The following is a 15558-nucleotide window of genomic DNA, read 5'->3' on the forward strand; positions in this document are numbered from 1 at the left end:
TTTATGAATAGCGTTATAAGTTCAAGGCAATTGTAGTGTTAATTTCTTTTTTCGTAATACCAATAAATTTCATCGTTTCGTAGGACGTTTGATGTCCTAAATACTTTTGAATAATTGAAATCGATACTCCTGAACGATACGTATGGTATGCGAATGTTTTGCGCAATGTCGTTAACCCAATATGTTCGATACCTACTTTAGTAGCCGCTGCATTAATAATACGATACGCTTGTTGGCGACTTAATCCTTTTTTTGTACGCTTAGATTGAAATAACAAATCCCCATGATTTAATCTTTCTTCATTAATGTACCACTTTAACTCTTCTCTTAACTTTTCTGGTAAAATGACACGAATTTCTTGTGAGGGAGACGTTACCCAAATGTGTACTACTTCATTATGATGATTAAAAACATCTTCGACGCATAAGTTAAGTAACTCATTTAATTTAATACCTGTATGAATTGCGAATTTAAACAACAAATAATCTCTCATAGATTGGCTTTGTAAAAACACATACATTTTATGAATATCAGTTTTATCTCTTATTGGATCTACAAAGTTCACCTGTTACACCTCATTTAATGTTTCTTATACAATGATATAATATATTTTTGTAACATGAAAGAGTTATGTTCAAATTTTTCAAAAAAGTTTTGACCTTTTTTCTATTTGAAAACGATATATAAAGTGAAAGGAGGTCAGATATTATGAACAATTCAAATCTTACACTTATTCTGACACAGACGCTTTTATCTCCGGAGGGCAAGCCAACTAAATCCACTCGCCGTTTTAATCACATCAAATCCACAGCGACACCTCAAGAATTATTGTCATTTGCCAAAGCGATAGAAGCTTTATCAGGTGAGCATTATGACATGATCGAAACTGTTAAAACCGAACAAATTGGATAAACAAGGAGGCACAATCATGAAAACTAAAACACTCGAGATCACATTTGAAAATGCATTACAAAAGCCGGTTAAATTTCAACTTACTAACTTAGCTACAACCATCACACGAGAATTAGTCGAAATACAGGCAGAAAAAATATTAAAATTAAATGTTTTATCTCATAACGGTATTCCCGTAACTAAAGTTAAATCTGCTCAAATTATTGATCGAACAGTTACTGTATTGTTCTAGTCAAACTAAAAGCTGAGACATTGCTTACAACTGTCTCAGCTTTTTGCATACGTCGTTTATTCAATTACATTGACGCTGATATACTTCAATAGTCGTTACTACGCCCGCTTATTTATTCACTATCTATGCTGTCTTTTAAAACGCGTACTTTTTCACCATAAAATATTTTAAAAGGCTCCACTTTCATACATAAGACATAGTCCTCATATACTTCGCATATCCGTGCCAATATCGTATGTGGTGGCTTAACGCTTAACACTTCAACATACCCATCTTTTTTAAACGTACAACATTCATCAGTATTCACTAAAAACATGCCATCATTAATGAGTCTCACAACTTCATGATTACACAAATGAATTCACCACGCTCCCGTTATTTCGATATCATCATACTAAATTTATAAAGAACTATGTTTCGTTTAAATTAAAATTATTTAAACTTTTACATAGACTTAATAACTTTTAATCGTAGGAGATAGCAGCATCCCCTTCTCATTCCTCCAAGCATCTTATGCGATTTTTTTGTATAATGAAACACAAAGGAGGGCTTTATGATTGTAATCTTAATATTACTCACCCTAGTGGCAGGTGCTGTCATTCCTTTACAAACGTCGATTAATGCTCGTCTAAGTCAATTTACACATTCCTCTTTTTATGCATCGACATTGTCATTTTTTGTTGGCACTTGCACATTAGCAATCATTATTTTGTTGATTGCACCGCATTACTTCACTTTACATACTTGGCAACAATTTCAATTTGATTATCATTGGCTCATTGGCGGGTTAATGGGCGTTATTTTTTTAACAGGAAATTTAATTTTATTACCACGTATCGGTGCTTCACTCACTGTTGTCACTACCCTTTCAGGACAATTATTGATGAGCGTCATGATTGATACTTTTGGTTGGTTTCATATTCCTATTCAGCCCCTAAATATTTATAAAGCCATCGGAGTGGTAATTCTTGCTGTAGGCATTGGTTTTATGAACTATCATACGTCGTCAAAATCATCACAAGGTCAGCGTCCAAAACCACTATGGCTTATGACAGGTGTTTTATTTGGATTTGCACCACCGATACAAACCGCAATTAATAGCAGCTTAGGTCAAATGACACATTCCCCATTGTTTGCTGCACTGATTTCTTTTTCTGTCGGTACACTTACATTATTTATAATCACATGTGTTTTTCACCGCCGCTTTTCGATTGTTAACAATCATGAAAAATTTGGCGCTTTGCGTTGGTGGTACTTTATTGGAGGTGCCCTTGGTGCTTTGTTTGTCACAACGAATATTATAGTTGCACCACTGCTAGGAATCACACTAACACTTATCATTATTATGTTAGGTCAAATTATTATGGGCTTATGCATTGATCATTTTGGCTGGATGGGGATTCCGAAACAAACTATACAACGAAATCGAATACTGGGCTTAATATGTATTGTCATCGCCATCATTATCATCCAATTCAATTAACCAACTTCATACCATTTTCATCTCGAGGTTGGGAGATAGCACAATGATTTAGCATGCATCACCGTTCTCCCAACTTCAAGATACTATTATTCTCCCTAACTTACACACTTTCTTCCCAATTTCAAACACGATCCAAAGAAATAATGACACTTTATACTAATTATTAAAAAAATGGTGTCAAAATCAAGATTTTTTTCATTTTTTCACGCCCTAAATTTAATTACTTTTACTTTTTTGTTTACATCGACTATAAGCTTGTTGCAGCAAAATGTTATTTAAGTATAATATTTATCAAAATGATTTTGAGGTGAATATATGAAAAAGTCTTTTGTCGTCTTTATTTCATCAAGTATTGTTCTATTAATCATTATTTTAAGTGTCACTATTTACTTAGTTATCCAACTAAATCGCTCAGATATAAATACGACAACTGCCGCTTTAACTCCGTCTCCTTCATTGAAAGGTATTGTGCAATCTGACTATAACTATATTTTAAAATTCGATCCTAATTTAGGTTATATCCAAGATTTTCACGTTAAAGATAACGACAAGGTGGCTATTGAAACACCATTATTTACGTATTACAATCCTTCTAAAGTCCCTAAAATCAACGCTTTAAATGCATTATTAGCTACAAAACTTTCTCCCGAGCAAACTTATCAACTTAATAGAGAAATATTAAAATATAAAGCAGACATGTATCATACTGTTCAATCTCCTATTAAAGGAATCGTGCGTTTGCATGAATCTGTTCCAGATCATAATAAAGAAAAAATTTTAGAAATAACTTCTGAAGAACAACATATTCTAGTTAAAGTTCCAGAAAATTTATATACAAAATTTAAAAAAACACAAACTGTTACACTTCGCTCACCGTTCGATAATAAAACTGCCAAAGGTACTGTTATATCAAGGTATTCCACACCTGTGGAGCCTCCAAATATCGATCGAAAATCCTTCTATTTTGTAAAGATAAAAACCACTAAAAATCATCCTTTAGGTACACATTTTGACATTCATTTTTCAGAACCATTACTCATTTTACCAAGTGATATATTGCTAGAAGAAAATTCCGTGTTGATTTATAAGAATGGTAAATTGATTAAACGTATAATAAGTTATGATAAAATAAATGAGCAACTTATAATTAAAGATGGAATATTTGTTGGGGAGAAAGTCGTACAATATCCAAATGAGCAAAAGTTAAAAATCACTGCATTAGAAAAATAAGTTTGTCTATAACACTTTAAAATTCAGCTTCAACGTAGGCAGATCGCCATATGAATGTGTGTAATTGTAAATTTTTATACAAACTTTTGTATCTTTCAGCGTACGATTAAGCCTTCTTGGTTTACAATCTAAAATGAGTTAGTTATAATTACAATCTAATTGCACTTAAATCAATTCACAAGTAATAATATCATTAACTTTTTATAAGAAGGTTCAGATATTTCATTTGCGATTCATAAGCAAAGGATTTTCATTAGTATGTTTTCCAAGGCATTTTTAAAAGATAATCCAAGGGCAATTAAAACGGGAGGTTAGGAAAATGGCTGTTACAAGAGTCAAAGATTGTTTCGAATTATTATCAATGGTTACGTATGCAGATAGATTAAAAAGCGTAATCAAAAAAGAATTCAAAATTAGTTTTGAGGAATTTGCTGTATTAACGCACCTTAGTTATCGCATTGAAGATGAATATTACCTTAAAGATATCATTAACAACTTAAACTACAAGCAACCACAAGTCGTTAAGGCTGTTAAAAATTTATCTCAAGAAGGTTATTTCAATAAACGTCGTAACGAACAGGATGAGCGTACTGTTCTTATTTTAGTTAACGACGAGCAACGTAAAAAAATTGATGAATTATTAAGCCGTGTTAACGAAACAATTAAAAATACTGACATTAAACCGCAATAACCAAAAAAGTACCACTTCATCTTACCGATGTGAAGTGGTACTTTTTATATTTCGAATATGCATTGTCCATTTCGCTTTAACTTTAAATGTGGTGAAATCGGAGTAAGCGCTTTGCAACACAGCACCTATAAATAGGCACAACATGTAGCTCTTTTATACTTGTTTTTTTGAAGAAAGCTCAATAGTATAAAAGATAATAAGCACTAATATCATCACCCAAATTGCAATTGAAATGAGTTGTGCAGCTTGGGCGTCAGGAATCAAAATATCTATCGTTTTTTGAAGTAATAATAACCCTATCCCTGTATATTCCAGACGTTTACGATAAAGCCCCCAAAAAGTGAAAAAGAAGCCAAATATGGCAATAATCATGTGTGTGAGTTTCGTTACGATATGAATACCTAATGTAATATCAAATGTATTCATGCCAATTAATACTATCGCAACGATTGCTAATATACCACCTATATAACTTTCTAAGCGATTTTGATAAAGGTAGCTTTTTCGCATAATGCGAGAATAGATAGTAACAGAAATCGGAAATAATATAATAATGTATAAAATTGATAATCCTGTTGCTGCTCCAAAAGAAACGAGTTGTTTATCGTACAAATACGATATTAAAATAAAGTTAATGATAAAAAATACTACTGGATTAAATTGTAAAGTAAACAAATTCTTTTGAATAGTAAGTATAATTTCAGCTGTCGATTTTTGTCTGTATTCAATATAATCAACGCCTTGTTTTTCTGATTTTTGTATATCTTTTCTCAAATTTTCTTTTACATCATCGATTAATGTCGTAGTAATCCCTTTATGTGTGAGATAATCTTCAACATTATCGATTAAAGTACGATCATTGGGTCTCATAATTTTCTCCACCTTATCTGTGGCTATCTTATACCGAAATGCACAAGATGTAAACCATAAATCTACATGTAGTCGCGTATAAAATAAGAGGGGCTAAGATACCGAAATCTTTTTCTTTAACTTAAGATTTCAATATCTCGCCCCTCTTCTCTATTCTGTTGTACTCGGTTTAGGCGATGCTAACCTTCCAAATCAATACGATATAATTTGATGTTTTTGTCTTTAGGTGACTTAGACGCAAATTGATATGAGCGTTTCCCATCAATAATAAAGCCACTGTTGCCAGTTACTTTATTATAATGTTCACGTGTAATAGCCTTATCACTTACATTTTTTTTCACTTCTTTGTAAGACGGGCCATTTGCTTTGTTATAACTCATAGAAATACGTGTCACTTTAGCATTTTCCTTTTCTGAATCAGCCGTTACAATCATCATACCTTTTTCTGTATGATATTCATAATATTGCTCCGTGCCTGCTCCAGCTTGCGTATGAATGCCTTTACCTTTGTCACGAATCACGTCCGCCATATTTTGACCGATTTTAACACCTTCAATGGTTTGATCGCCTTGTTGTAATGCTTTAACAGATTGAATGGTGTTACCTTCCATCGCAGACGCAGATCCTGCTACAACACCTGACAATGTTAAACCAGTAATAAGTACAGCACTGACGAGTTTTTTCATAAAGCACACGCTCCTTTTTTCACTCTTTCGATTCTGTGCTCATTACTAGTATACCTCAAATGACATTATATTAACAGTTATATTACAAAAAGATTACACAGAGGCAGTTTTAGCGCTTTTCTCTGTAAATGTTTTGAGTGTTTTTAAGAAGCGTTCTTTTTCTTCAACAAAAGGATATACTCCTGACTTCTTAAAAATAAGAAACTCAGAATCTTTAATTAAATCCGCAACATCTTTAGATTCAATAGGTGTCACGCGTTCATTTGCATCGCCTGCAATAACAAGCGTACGTTTATTTACTTGCATGAGGAGGTCTTTAATATCCTTATTTTGAAAAGAACTATCCACCGCGCGTTGCTCGTAGTCTGTAAGTAATTCTGCTGAATTATCAACACCCTTTAAAAACTTACGCACCTTGCTTTTAGCATAATATAAATGTTTTTCAAAAAATTGCTCTTGATCTGCTTTATCCCACGTACGCACTTTTTCTGCATATTTTAAAAACAAACGTTCTTTAGGTAACATATCGTTACTTGCAGTTGGATTAATTAATACGAGCTCTGTCACTTTATCTGGAAAACGTACGGCTAAATCCATCGCAATAGAACTTCCAAGCTCGTTAGCGATAATCAAACTTGATTTAAGATAAAGAAAATCCATAAGCTCACTAATATCTTGCGCATAGTCTTCGAAATCTATGCGTAATGGTTTATCTGAGTAGCCATGACCTCTTAAGTCTATAAGAATAACTTGATAATGGCGTGACAAACGTTTTGCAACGTCTTCAAAAACCGTATGGTTCATATGAATAGTATGAATCATAATAATGGGTTTACCGTGTCCCATTGAGCGATAGTTCAAAGCTGTACCGTCTGTTGTTCGGAATAATTTCATTATTTTTCCACTCCCTTTGGAATTTTCAATATGTCTAATAATTCTTCTAATGTAGAAATTTCATAATCCATTTCTGACGCTAATGGTTCTAATTCAGATTCACCTTGATGGTGGCGATACCAAATGCTTACCATGCCCATCGCTCTTGCTGGAGCTACATCATTCAAAGCATCATCTCCCACATAAATCACTTCTGAAGGCGTAACATTCAATTTTTCAAGAATGTCTTCATAAATACGTGGATGTGGTTTTCTAAATCCGACAGCTTCTGATGTAGACAAATGATTGACGTAATCTTCAATTCCTAATGCATATACACGATAATGTTTAATCGTTGATTTACCATTTGCAATTACCCCAATGGTATAACCGGCTTCTTTTAATTTTCTTAATGTGTAATTCGTGTCGTAAAAAGGAAATACATAGCGATAAAAGTGCATTTCAAAATCATGAAATAAATCTTTCCAATTTAATCTGTCGATATTAAATTGTTTAATGATTTCTTTGTATAAATCTGGTTTATCATGGTCTTCATCATCATCAAGTTCTATAAATTTTTTACGATAATCAGATGCTTGTACACGTACAAGGTAATCATGGAACCGTTCATATTGTTCTTCAATAAACTTTTCTCTCGATTTTTTTCGATCTAGTAAAGTTCCTTCCAAATCAAAAATAATTGCTTTAATATGTCCTAATTCCATCATTATAACCTCTTTACTTTCTAAAATATATTTTCCTTAACACCGCACTACAATAAACATTCTCTATTTGAGAACATGAATAACATAACACATTCAAAATTATAGAAGTTTCCTAGAGCACATACCTAATACCTTTTAAAATCTTAGATCATTTCCATGATGTTGACGTTGTTCAACAATCATCAAATAGAACATAATCGGTATACCTAACAACGCAAGAACGATACTCGCCGGCAATTGTGTAGGCGCTATAAGTTGACTACCAATGACATCCGCAAACACCATTACCGTACCACCAATAAGCAAATTAAAAATCATTTTAGTCCCGAGCCCTCCTCGAGTGATGCGTTGTACAAACTGAGGAATAACAATGCCAATAAAACCAACGACACCGACATAACCGATAATGATTGCAGAAAGGCTCGTCGCAATCACTAACGTTTCGATAGATAAACGTTGTGTTTGTAGACCTAAACTTTGACTCGATAACGCATTTAATTGTAACAACTTTAGTTGAGGTAAGCGTATTCCTATCGCAATGACAACCATTAACAATGCCACACTAATCACGCACACCTCACGCATTTCAGCTGCGGAAAAACCACCAAACATATAATTTAAAATATTTTGTAGTTTTTTCGGGTTCATTTGTACTAAAAGGTATAAAAAAGCATTCATTAATGCTCCCACCATAATACCTGACAAAATCAGCATTCTCGTTGGATACCCTCTTGAGACGATATGCGCTAAAAAAATCACTATACCTAATGATACAATACCAAACACCATCGATATAGGGGCAATCCATACGAAAGAAAACCCAAAAAATACGGTAACTGCAGCACCAAGTGTTGAGCCACTTGCAAGCCCTAGCGTAAAGCTATCTGCCAACGTGTTATTAAGTATAAGTTGAAACAAAAACCCAGCTAATGTCAAGCCCATTCCTGATAATAGCGCGAGCAACACACGCGGCAACCTTACTTCAACTACTAGCACTGAAGCATAGGGACTATTCCAATCCATAAAACTCAACAAACTGTATAATACAATACTGATTAAAAGAAAGCCCCATAAACACAGTGTTATGAGGTCTTTCATTCTAGTTTTCATCATAGATGGCATCACTCAATTTTTTCATCGCATCGTCAATACGCGGACCAGGTCGAGATAGTAAATCTTCATTGAGCGCTACGACATGTCGCGCTTTAACTGCTTTTACTTTATCAAAACCACCACGTTGTTGCACGAGATTTTGATAATCTTGTGTAGAAATACCCGATGTTGTCAACATGACATCCGGATTTTTTTTAATAATTTGTTCCTTACTTACAGTTGGCCAACCCTTTTGATTGTCAAAGACATTTTTCGCCTTCAATTGCGTTAGCATATCATTCATAAATGTTTGATTGCCTACTGTGTAGATTTCAGGCTCTGAAGCGATTTCAATAAATACATTCGGCGTCTTTTTCTTGTTTTTAACGTCATCTACGACATTTTGAATGTTCGCTTTTGTTTCTTTAACAAGCGCTTTTGCTTCTTTTTCTTTATGTGTCACTTGGCCAATTTGTTCAAAGCTTTCATACATTTCATTTAATGAATGGGCATCTTTTACATATACCACATGAATGCCACTACTTTCTATACTTTTTAACACTTTTTCTTGAGAGGCCTTTTGAGATTCATGTGCAAGGATTAGATCAGGTTGTGCTTTTATTAACGCTTCTTTATCTAATTTCATTGCATCAAATTGCGTTTTATTACGCACTTCTTTAGGATAGTCATCTACAGTAGATACACCTACAACGTGTTTACCTAAACCAAGTTCATATAAGACTTCTGTATTACTTGGTATTAATGAAATAATACGATTAGGAACTCTGTCTGAGGTTTTGCCTGTTTTTTGTGATTGCTCCCCATTAAAACTACATCCCGCTAATAACAATATGGTCATTAAGACTAAACCTAGAACATGTTTGCTTTTCATCCACTCACTCCTCCTATGATTATTCCCAAATTATATCAAATACCGCTTCACTTACCACCTTATTTTATAAAAAGCGTCAAAAAAGATGATGTTGAAACGTCTAAACGTCTTTTACATCATCTTTTTACAACTTTTATGTTAATTACATGCTTTCAGGTGCTGTAACGCCAACGAGTGTCAATGCGTTGCGTAATGTGATACGTGCTGCATCTACTAAAGCAAGGTGTGCTTTAGTTTTAGATTCGTCTTCTGTTAATACTTTTTCAGCATTATAGAATTTATGGAAATGTGCAGAAAGATCTTGAATATAGTTTGTAACACGTTGAGTCGCTCTTGCTTCTGCAGCACTTTCAATCATAGATTCAAATTCTGCAATTTTCTTCAATAATTCAATCGCTTTATCATTTGTAATTGTTGCATAATCTGCACCTTTTTCGACTTTAACACCTTGCGCTTTAGCTTGTCTTAAAATCGAGCAAATACGTGCATGCGCATATTGTGCATAATAAACTGGGTTATCTTGAGATTGTTGTTTAGCAAGTTCCATATCAAAATCAAAATGGGTATCTGGGCTACGCATAGATAAGAAATAACGTGCCGCATCTCTGCCTACTTCATCCATAATTTCACGCAATGTAATGGCGTTGCCTGTACGCTTACTCATCTTAACTTCTTCACCGTTTTGCATTAAACGTACCATTTGCATAATTTGAATTTCAAGACGTTCATGATCTACACCAAATGTTTCTACAGAAGCTTTTAAACGGTGGATGTAACCGTGATGGTCTGCCCCAAATAAATTAATCAATTTGTCATTACCACGTTGAATTTTATCGTAATGATACGCAATATCTGGTAAGAAGTACGTGTATGTGCCGTCTTTTTTGATTAATACACGGTCTTTATCATCATTGAAGTCTGTTGTGCGTAACCACGTAGCACCGTCTTTTTCATAAATGTAGCCTAACTCAGATATTTTAGCTAATACTGCTTTAATATCTCCCTTTTCATATAAAGATGTTTCACTAAACCAATTATCAAAATGAATATTGAAATCAGCAAGATCTTTTTTCAATTTTTTCATTTCATATTCTACACCGAGTTGTCTAAATTGCTTAATACGGTCATCGTTATCTAAATCTTTAAGTTCTGGTTGGTTTGCCGCTAACGTTTCACCAATATTTTTAATATCTTCACCATGATACCCGTCTTCTGGCATTTCTGCTGCTTCACCAAGACTTTGTAGAAAACGCGCTTCAATTGATTTTGCTAAGTTAGTAATTTGATTACCAGCATCATTAATATAATATTCACGTGTCACATCATATCCAGCTGCTTTTAAAATATTACATAACGTGTCACCCACTGCTGCATTACGTGCATGACCAATATGTAAATCACCTGTTGGGTTCGCTGACACGTATTCCACAAGAATTTTTTCATTTTTAGGTGTATCTACTTGTCCAAAACGACCATCTTTATCGATAGCTTGCTCAATAACTTCATATAGATAACTAGAATCTAAGTAAAAGTTAATAAAGCCTGGTCCTGCAATATCAATTGATTTTATATGTGCCGCTTCAGTATCTAAATGCTCAACAATTAACGTTGCAATTTCTCTTGGGTTACGTTTGGCAATTTTAGTGAGTACCATCGCAATATTAGTGGCATAGTCACCATTTTTTTCATCTTTTGGAATTTCAATTTTGATAGGTGGCACGTCATCTGTGATGCCTGCTTTTTTGATACTTTTTTCAATTTCTTGAATCAATGTTAGTTTCACTTGATCAATTAAGTTCATCTTTTTTCTCCTCATATTTTATTTCGTATTGATAGGTTCCCATTTTGTCATCATCTTGATACAACTCATAATGTACTTTTAATTTTCCGCCAGCTTCATTAACAAAATGAATAATACTTAACGTGTTAACCGTTAACAATATTTTTCCTTCAGGGATGTGATAAAACGTCTTTGTCGGTTGTCCTTCTTGAAAATGTAATGTCATATTGACGTCGCCTTTACGAATAATTTTGATCGCATCTTTGGCGATTTTCACTGTCACATTCACATTTGTACCCTCAATCGTTTCCGTATAACGAATAAAGGTTGCGTTTTTCTCTGTGAGTGTCCCTTCTAAATGATTCGTAAATTTTTCTTTCGTCTCATCTTGTTTTACGATTTGATGTGTTTCAATTGTCACTTGTCGTTCCAATCCGCTTCACCTTATCTCTATAAATAATACAAGTTATTATATCACAATATTTTGGTTATAAAAAAGAGGGAGACATACTGAGTGTCAAACCGAAATCACCCGTTTCGAAGTCTCCTTAACGCATCAAACTTTAAAAAGTAACATTTTACTCAATGTTCATTTGAAACGTCATAAATAAAATAGGAGCCAGAACACATCGATGTTCTAACCCCTATACACATGTTCCGCTAACATTCAAAGTGCAACAAAGCGATAACTTCCCAGGAGCTAGATTTGAGATACAACGCTCAATACGAGCAATCAAGGGAACCTTGTTCATAACTTTACTTTTTACTATCAATCTTAGTAATGCTTCGCTTTATACTCGTACTTACGTTAACGCCGTTTTTAAAGCGTCACTCGAATTCTGCCACATTTCCAAATTATGAGACTCAAGGAATGCTTTTAAAACTTTTTTATTGTCCTCACCAATTTGATCAATGATGATTTGATGTTTCATAGATTTATCCATCATATTGACATGTTCAGGCATACTTTTATAACCACGGCGTATAGATTTATTCACAAGCATATAAGCTGCTGTAAGACCGGCATAATAAGGTCCATGTTCACCACGTTCTGTTGTGACCCAACATAACCAATATGCTTTGGCGCCTTCTACATTTACAACTTCTTTTTCATTAATCCATTTAACACCGCGTTCAACATCCGCACGTGCATGCATCGCCCCGATATCAATAAATGCTTCTTTAGCATCAATATCAATAAATACGGGCGCAACATTATCAAGACTAATTGAACCAATGTTCGTGCCTTTATGGCCATCTAAAGGGTCTTTTTTGATAATATTAAATTTAAATCCTTTTTGTTCTGCCACGTTTATTCCTCCTATACCGCCTGCTAAAATCCTTTACGTAACCTTTTGCTTTGTCATGCAATAAAAATTAAGAATTCAACTCATTCAATAAGTTAATGATTGCCCCTTTGATTTCAAGGTCTTCAATTTTTAATACTAATTCTTTAGGATAATATAGTTTGTAATCTTCTCGTTTAATTCCAGTAATGCTAGAAATAATTAGCGACTGACTGCTAATTTCTCGGATGCCTCCATTAGGTTGCAATAAATGAATCGGTTGGCGATTAGACCCTGGACGATCATAGTCGTAAGGTAAATCTGAAAAAGAATCACTCACAAAATAGTAATCTGGATCAATGCCAGCTTGTTCAAAAAGCTCTCGCAATTCAGAAATCGTTATTACCGAACCATCGAAAGGGATAAACTTAAATAAATCTCTGTTTATAAAACGACGGGCTAAATCGCTTAAAATTGGATCTGACTCATGTATCCAACCTTTTAAATAATACGTCACATCTGTCTCATCTAACTTAATGTATTCGTCAATTGTGACACGTTCTTCAAAAAATGGAATAAAATCAATCGGTGCGATATCAAATTGATAACCTGTTTCGTATAAGTACTTTGCCCGTTTAAAACAATTATTGAGCAAAACTTCTCCGCCTCGACTTACCGCATGAAAATAGATTTGCCAATACATTTGATAGCGGCTCATAATAAAATTCTCTACCGCGTGCATGCCGCTTTCTTTGATTAATACTTCTTTGTCTGAAGGTCTCATCAACCTTAAAATACGTTCCATATCAAACATACCGTAAGAAACTCCAGTGAAATAGGCGTCTCTTTGCAAATAATCCATTCTGTCTGCATCAATTTGAGATGAAATCATGGAAATGACTAATTTGTTATGATGAGTTTTATTGATGACTTCTGCTACTGCTTTAGGAAAGTCTGGACTTACACGCGCCAATACTTGATTGACTTCTGTATCGCCAGTAATAATCGCTTGTGTGAACTTTTCATGATCTGTATTAAAAATCTTTTCAAAGCAATGGGAAAATGGTCCATGACCTAAATCATGAAGCAAGGCAGCGCACATTGCTAAAGGGCGATCCTCATCTCTCCATGCCTCACGTCCACTAAAAGATTCATCAATGATACGACGGACTATCTCATAAACACCTAACGAGTGACCAAAACGACTATGCTCTGCGGTATGGAATGCTAAATTAAGTGTACCTAGTTGCTTAATTCGACGTAATCTTTGAAATTCTTTCGTTTTAATCAAATCCCAAATCAATTGATCTTTGACATGAATATATCGATGTATCGGGTCTTTGAACACTTTTTCTTCAGATAACTTACGGTTGACGTACGGTATCTCTGTCAAACGAGATCCCTCCTTAACCCATCATGTAGTTAATGGTTTTTTCATTAATGCAAGATGCATTGTTTCTTCATACATGTCTCTATCATAAGTGCGTGTGATTTCAAATCCTTCTCTTTCGTAGAATGCTACACCGCGTTTGTTTTGCATATCAACTTCTAAGTAAACAGCGTCATATTGATCTTGAAAATGTGCGAGCCCTTTTTCTAATAATAAACGTCCAAACCCTTTACACTGTGAATGCGGGCGCACATAATGTGCAGATAAGTATAACTCTGTACCACTAATAAAGTTGGCAAATCCAACTACTTCATCCTCTTCAACTGCGACTAAAAAAAGTTGCGTTTCTAAACGTTTTAATAAATGACTTTCATTATATGAAGCAGCCAATAACTCATTGACAGTTGAAGCTGCATAAATGTCTAAATACGTGTTGTACCATGCTTTCGTTGCGACATCGCGAATGCCGATGACATCTTTAGGTGTAGCAATTCTAACTTCATACATACTCAAACCGCTCCTTAAATAAAAATCAATGCGCAAAGTAAAAAGTTGGGACAAAAGCATTTTCGTGAAAACACTGTTTTTAGGGGCCAGTTATTTGCTCCTAAGTGTGTTTGAAGACGTCCCATCCTCGAAATACAATACGCATTAATCCAATTGAATAGTTTATATTATAGCATAAAACAAGCGGTTTGACGCATATTTAAAGTGGCGAAAACGCTGTTTAAAACCTTAAATATACTGTATTAAATTATCCATAATAGTTATTCCAACGCTCTGCTTCTCTTATCGCATAGTGGTCTTGATAAATTTCTTCAGGCTTTTCTGCATAGCCGATTAAATAATCTGCTAAATGTGCACCTAGAAATTGCAAACTATATTCTATTTGTTGGACACAAGGTAGTGCTTTAATTCTCGGACTATCTCCACCTACTAACACTAACCTAAAATTAATGTTTTCCATGCGTTCTTTAAAATCATGATAACGAGGATCTTGTAACGTTTCAGACCAATGATCGATAAAAGATTTTAAAGTTGCACTCACACTATACCAATACACTGGAGACGCAAAAATCACCTCATCACTTTGAAGCACTTGGTCAATGACCGTTTGGTAATCGTCGTTATAACTCAAAATATGGTTCTCTTCATGACGCACATCTCTTACCGGTTTAAAAGATAATTGTGTTAAGTTAATCCACTGATGCTCATGCCCTTCTAATACCTTTCGGGTTAAGGTTGCCGTATTCCCATTTTCTCGACTTCCACCAAATAATACTGTAATCATTTTTACCCCCACAAATATAAACATTTTATAATTCTTTAAAACTATTCCCCATCAACACCAATCTATGCATAGAAATGTAAGGCTCAAATCCACCAAAACGCAAAGCTAGATTCATATAACGAAAA

The 15558-nt window shown here is 34.3% G+C and carries 19 protein-coding genes; 5 read left to right on the forward strand and 14 right to left on the reverse strand.

The genetic code is table 11. The features are described 5' to 3' along the window. Nucleotides 1-13: 13 nt before the first annotated feature. Entirely contained in the window at nucleotides 14-565 is a 552-nt protein-coding gene (locus LN051_RS09850) for a tyrosine-type recombinase/integrase (RefSeq protein WP_229292357.1), read from the reverse strand. A 143-nt stretch (nucleotides 566-708) separates the two neighbouring features. On the opposite strand from LN051_RS09850, the gene LN051_RS09855 reads away from it, so the two are divergent. Both LN051_RS09855 and LN051_RS09860 read left to right on the forward strand, forming a co-directional pair. Beyond that, nucleotides 709-912 (forward strand): DUF1659 domain-containing protein, encoded by a 204-nt coding sequence (locus LN051_RS09855; protein WP_229292358.1) that lies wholly within the window; start codon nucleotides 709-711, stop codon nucleotides 910-912. Between the two features lie 16 nt (nucleotides 913-928). Further along, nucleotides 929-1144, forward strand: a complete 216-nt coding sequence (locus tag LN051_RS09860; protein WP_229292359.1) for a DUF2922 domain-containing protein — start codon at nucleotides 929-931, stop codon at nucleotides 1142-1144. A gap of 112 nt (nucleotides 1145-1256) precedes the next feature. On the opposite strand, the gene LN051_RS09865 is transcribed toward LN051_RS09860, so the two are convergent. Continuing rightward, the gene (locus LN051_RS09865; protein ID WP_229292360.1) at nucleotides 1257-1481 is read right to left on the reverse strand and encodes a hypothetical protein; all 225 of its coding nucleotides are present in this window, start codon (nucleotides 1479-1481) and stop codon (nucleotides 1257-1259) included. A 216-nt stretch (nucleotides 1482-1697) separates the two neighbouring features. On the opposite strand from LN051_RS09865, the gene LN051_RS09870 reads away from it, so the two are divergent. The 3 genes from LN051_RS09870 to sarA all read left to right on the forward strand — a co-directional run bounded on the left by LN051_RS09870 (nucleotide 1698) and on the right by sarA (nucleotide 4548). After that, nucleotides 1698-2627 (forward strand): DMT family transporter, encoded by a 930-nt coding sequence (locus tag LN051_RS09870; protein ID WP_229292361.1) that lies wholly within the window; start codon nucleotides 1698-1700, stop codon nucleotides 2625-2627. 315 nt (nucleotides 2628-2942) lie between these two features. Next, nucleotides 2943-3857, forward strand: a complete 915-nt coding sequence (locus tag LN051_RS09875) for an efflux RND transporter periplasmic adaptor subunit (RefSeq protein WP_229292362.1) — start codon at nucleotides 2943-2945, stop codon at nucleotides 3855-3857. A gap of 319 nt (nucleotides 3858-4176) precedes the next feature. Beyond that, nucleotides 4177-4548: a global transcriptional regulator SarA gene (gene sarA, locus LN051_RS09880; RefSeq protein ID WP_229292363.1), complete on the forward strand. Its 372-nt coding sequence runs from the start codon at nucleotides 4177-4179 to the stop codon at nucleotides 4546-4548. 153 nt (nucleotides 4549-4701) lie between these two features. Here sarA and LN051_RS09885 read toward each other — a convergent pair whose 3' ends face one another. The 12 genes from LN051_RS09885 to LN051_RS09940 all read right to left on the reverse strand — a co-directional run bounded on the left by LN051_RS09885 (nucleotide 4702) and on the right by LN051_RS09940 (nucleotide 15433). Beyond that, nucleotides 4702-5418, reverse strand: coding sequence for a hypothetical protein (locus tag LN051_RS09885; RefSeq protein WP_229292364.1), 717 nt, complete (start codon nucleotides 5416-5418; stop codon nucleotides 4702-4704). Between the two features lie 179 nt (nucleotides 5419-5597). After that, nucleotides 5598-6104, reverse strand: coding sequence for an SA0570 family protein (locus tag LN051_RS09890; protein WP_229292365.1), 507 nt, complete (start codon nucleotides 6102-6104; stop codon nucleotides 5598-5600). 93 nt (nucleotides 6105-6197) lie between these two features. Beyond that, nucleotides 6198-6998 carry an alpha/beta fold hydrolase gene (locus LN051_RS09895; RefSeq protein ID WP_229292366.1) on the reverse strand — a complete coding sequence of 267 codons (801 nt, stop codon included), beginning with the start codon at nucleotides 6996-6998 and terminating at the stop codon, nucleotides 6198-6200. Further along, a complete protein-coding gene (locus tag LN051_RS09900; RefSeq protein WP_229293669.1) occupies nucleotides 6998-7702 on the reverse strand; it encodes an HAD family hydrolase in 705 nt (234 codons plus the stop codon). The genes LN051_RS09895 and LN051_RS09900 overlap by 1 nt, the downstream gene beginning before the upstream one ends. Before the next feature lie 135 nt (nucleotides 7703-7837). Continuing rightward, nucleotides 7838-8815 carry a FecCD family ABC transporter permease gene (locus tag LN051_RS09905; protein ID WP_229292367.1) on the reverse strand — a complete coding sequence of 326 codons (978 nt, stop codon included), beginning with the start codon at nucleotides 8813-8815 and terminating at the stop codon, nucleotides 7838-7840. Then, nucleotides 8802-9686, reverse strand: a complete 885-nt coding sequence (locus LN051_RS09910) for an ABC transporter substrate-binding protein (protein WP_229292368.1) — start codon at nucleotides 9684-9686, stop codon at nucleotides 8802-8804. The genes LN051_RS09905 and LN051_RS09910 overlap by 14 nt, the downstream gene beginning before the upstream one ends. A 142-nt stretch (nucleotides 9687-9828) precedes the next feature. Further along, nucleotides 9829-11487: an arginine--tRNA ligase gene (gene argS / locus LN051_RS09915; RefSeq protein ID WP_229292369.1), complete on the reverse strand. Its 1659-nt coding sequence runs from the start codon at nucleotides 11485-11487 to the stop codon at nucleotides 9829-9831. Then, a complete protein-coding gene (locus tag LN051_RS09920) occupies nucleotides 11474-11899 on the reverse strand; it encodes a YwiB family protein (protein ID WP_229292370.1) in 426 nt (141 codons plus the stop codon). The genes argS and LN051_RS09920 overlap by 14 nt, the downstream gene beginning before the upstream one ends. A 370-nt stretch (nucleotides 11900-12269) precedes the next feature. Further along, the gene (locus LN051_RS09925) at nucleotides 12270-12791 is read right to left on the reverse strand and encodes a YwhD family protein (RefSeq protein WP_229293670.1); all 522 of its coding nucleotides are present in this window, start codon (nucleotides 12789-12791) and stop codon (nucleotides 12270-12272) included. A gap of 52 nt (nucleotides 12792-12843) precedes the next feature. Beyond that, on the reverse strand, nucleotides 12844-14145 hold the full coding sequence (locus tag LN051_RS09930) for an HD domain-containing protein (protein ID WP_229292371.1): 1302 nt from the start codon (nucleotides 14143-14145) through the stop codon (nucleotides 12844-12846). Between the two features lie 21 nt (nucleotides 14146-14166). Further along, nucleotides 14167-14649 (reverse strand): GNAT family N-acetyltransferase, encoded by a 483-nt coding sequence (locus tag LN051_RS09935; protein WP_229292372.1) that lies wholly within the window; start codon nucleotides 14647-14649, stop codon nucleotides 14167-14169. A 247-nt stretch (nucleotides 14650-14896) separates the two neighbouring features. Further along, the gene (locus LN051_RS09940) at nucleotides 14897-15433 is read right to left on the reverse strand and encodes a flavodoxin family protein (protein WP_229292373.1); all 537 of its coding nucleotides are present in this window, start codon (nucleotides 15431-15433) and stop codon (nucleotides 14897-14899) included. Nucleotides 15434-15558 lie beyond the last annotated feature (125 nt).

The organism is Staphylococcus ratti, assembly GCF_020883535.1.
GTDB classification, from domain to species: Bacteria; Bacillota; Bacilli; order Staphylococcales; family Staphylococcaceae; genus Staphylococcus; species Staphylococcus ratti.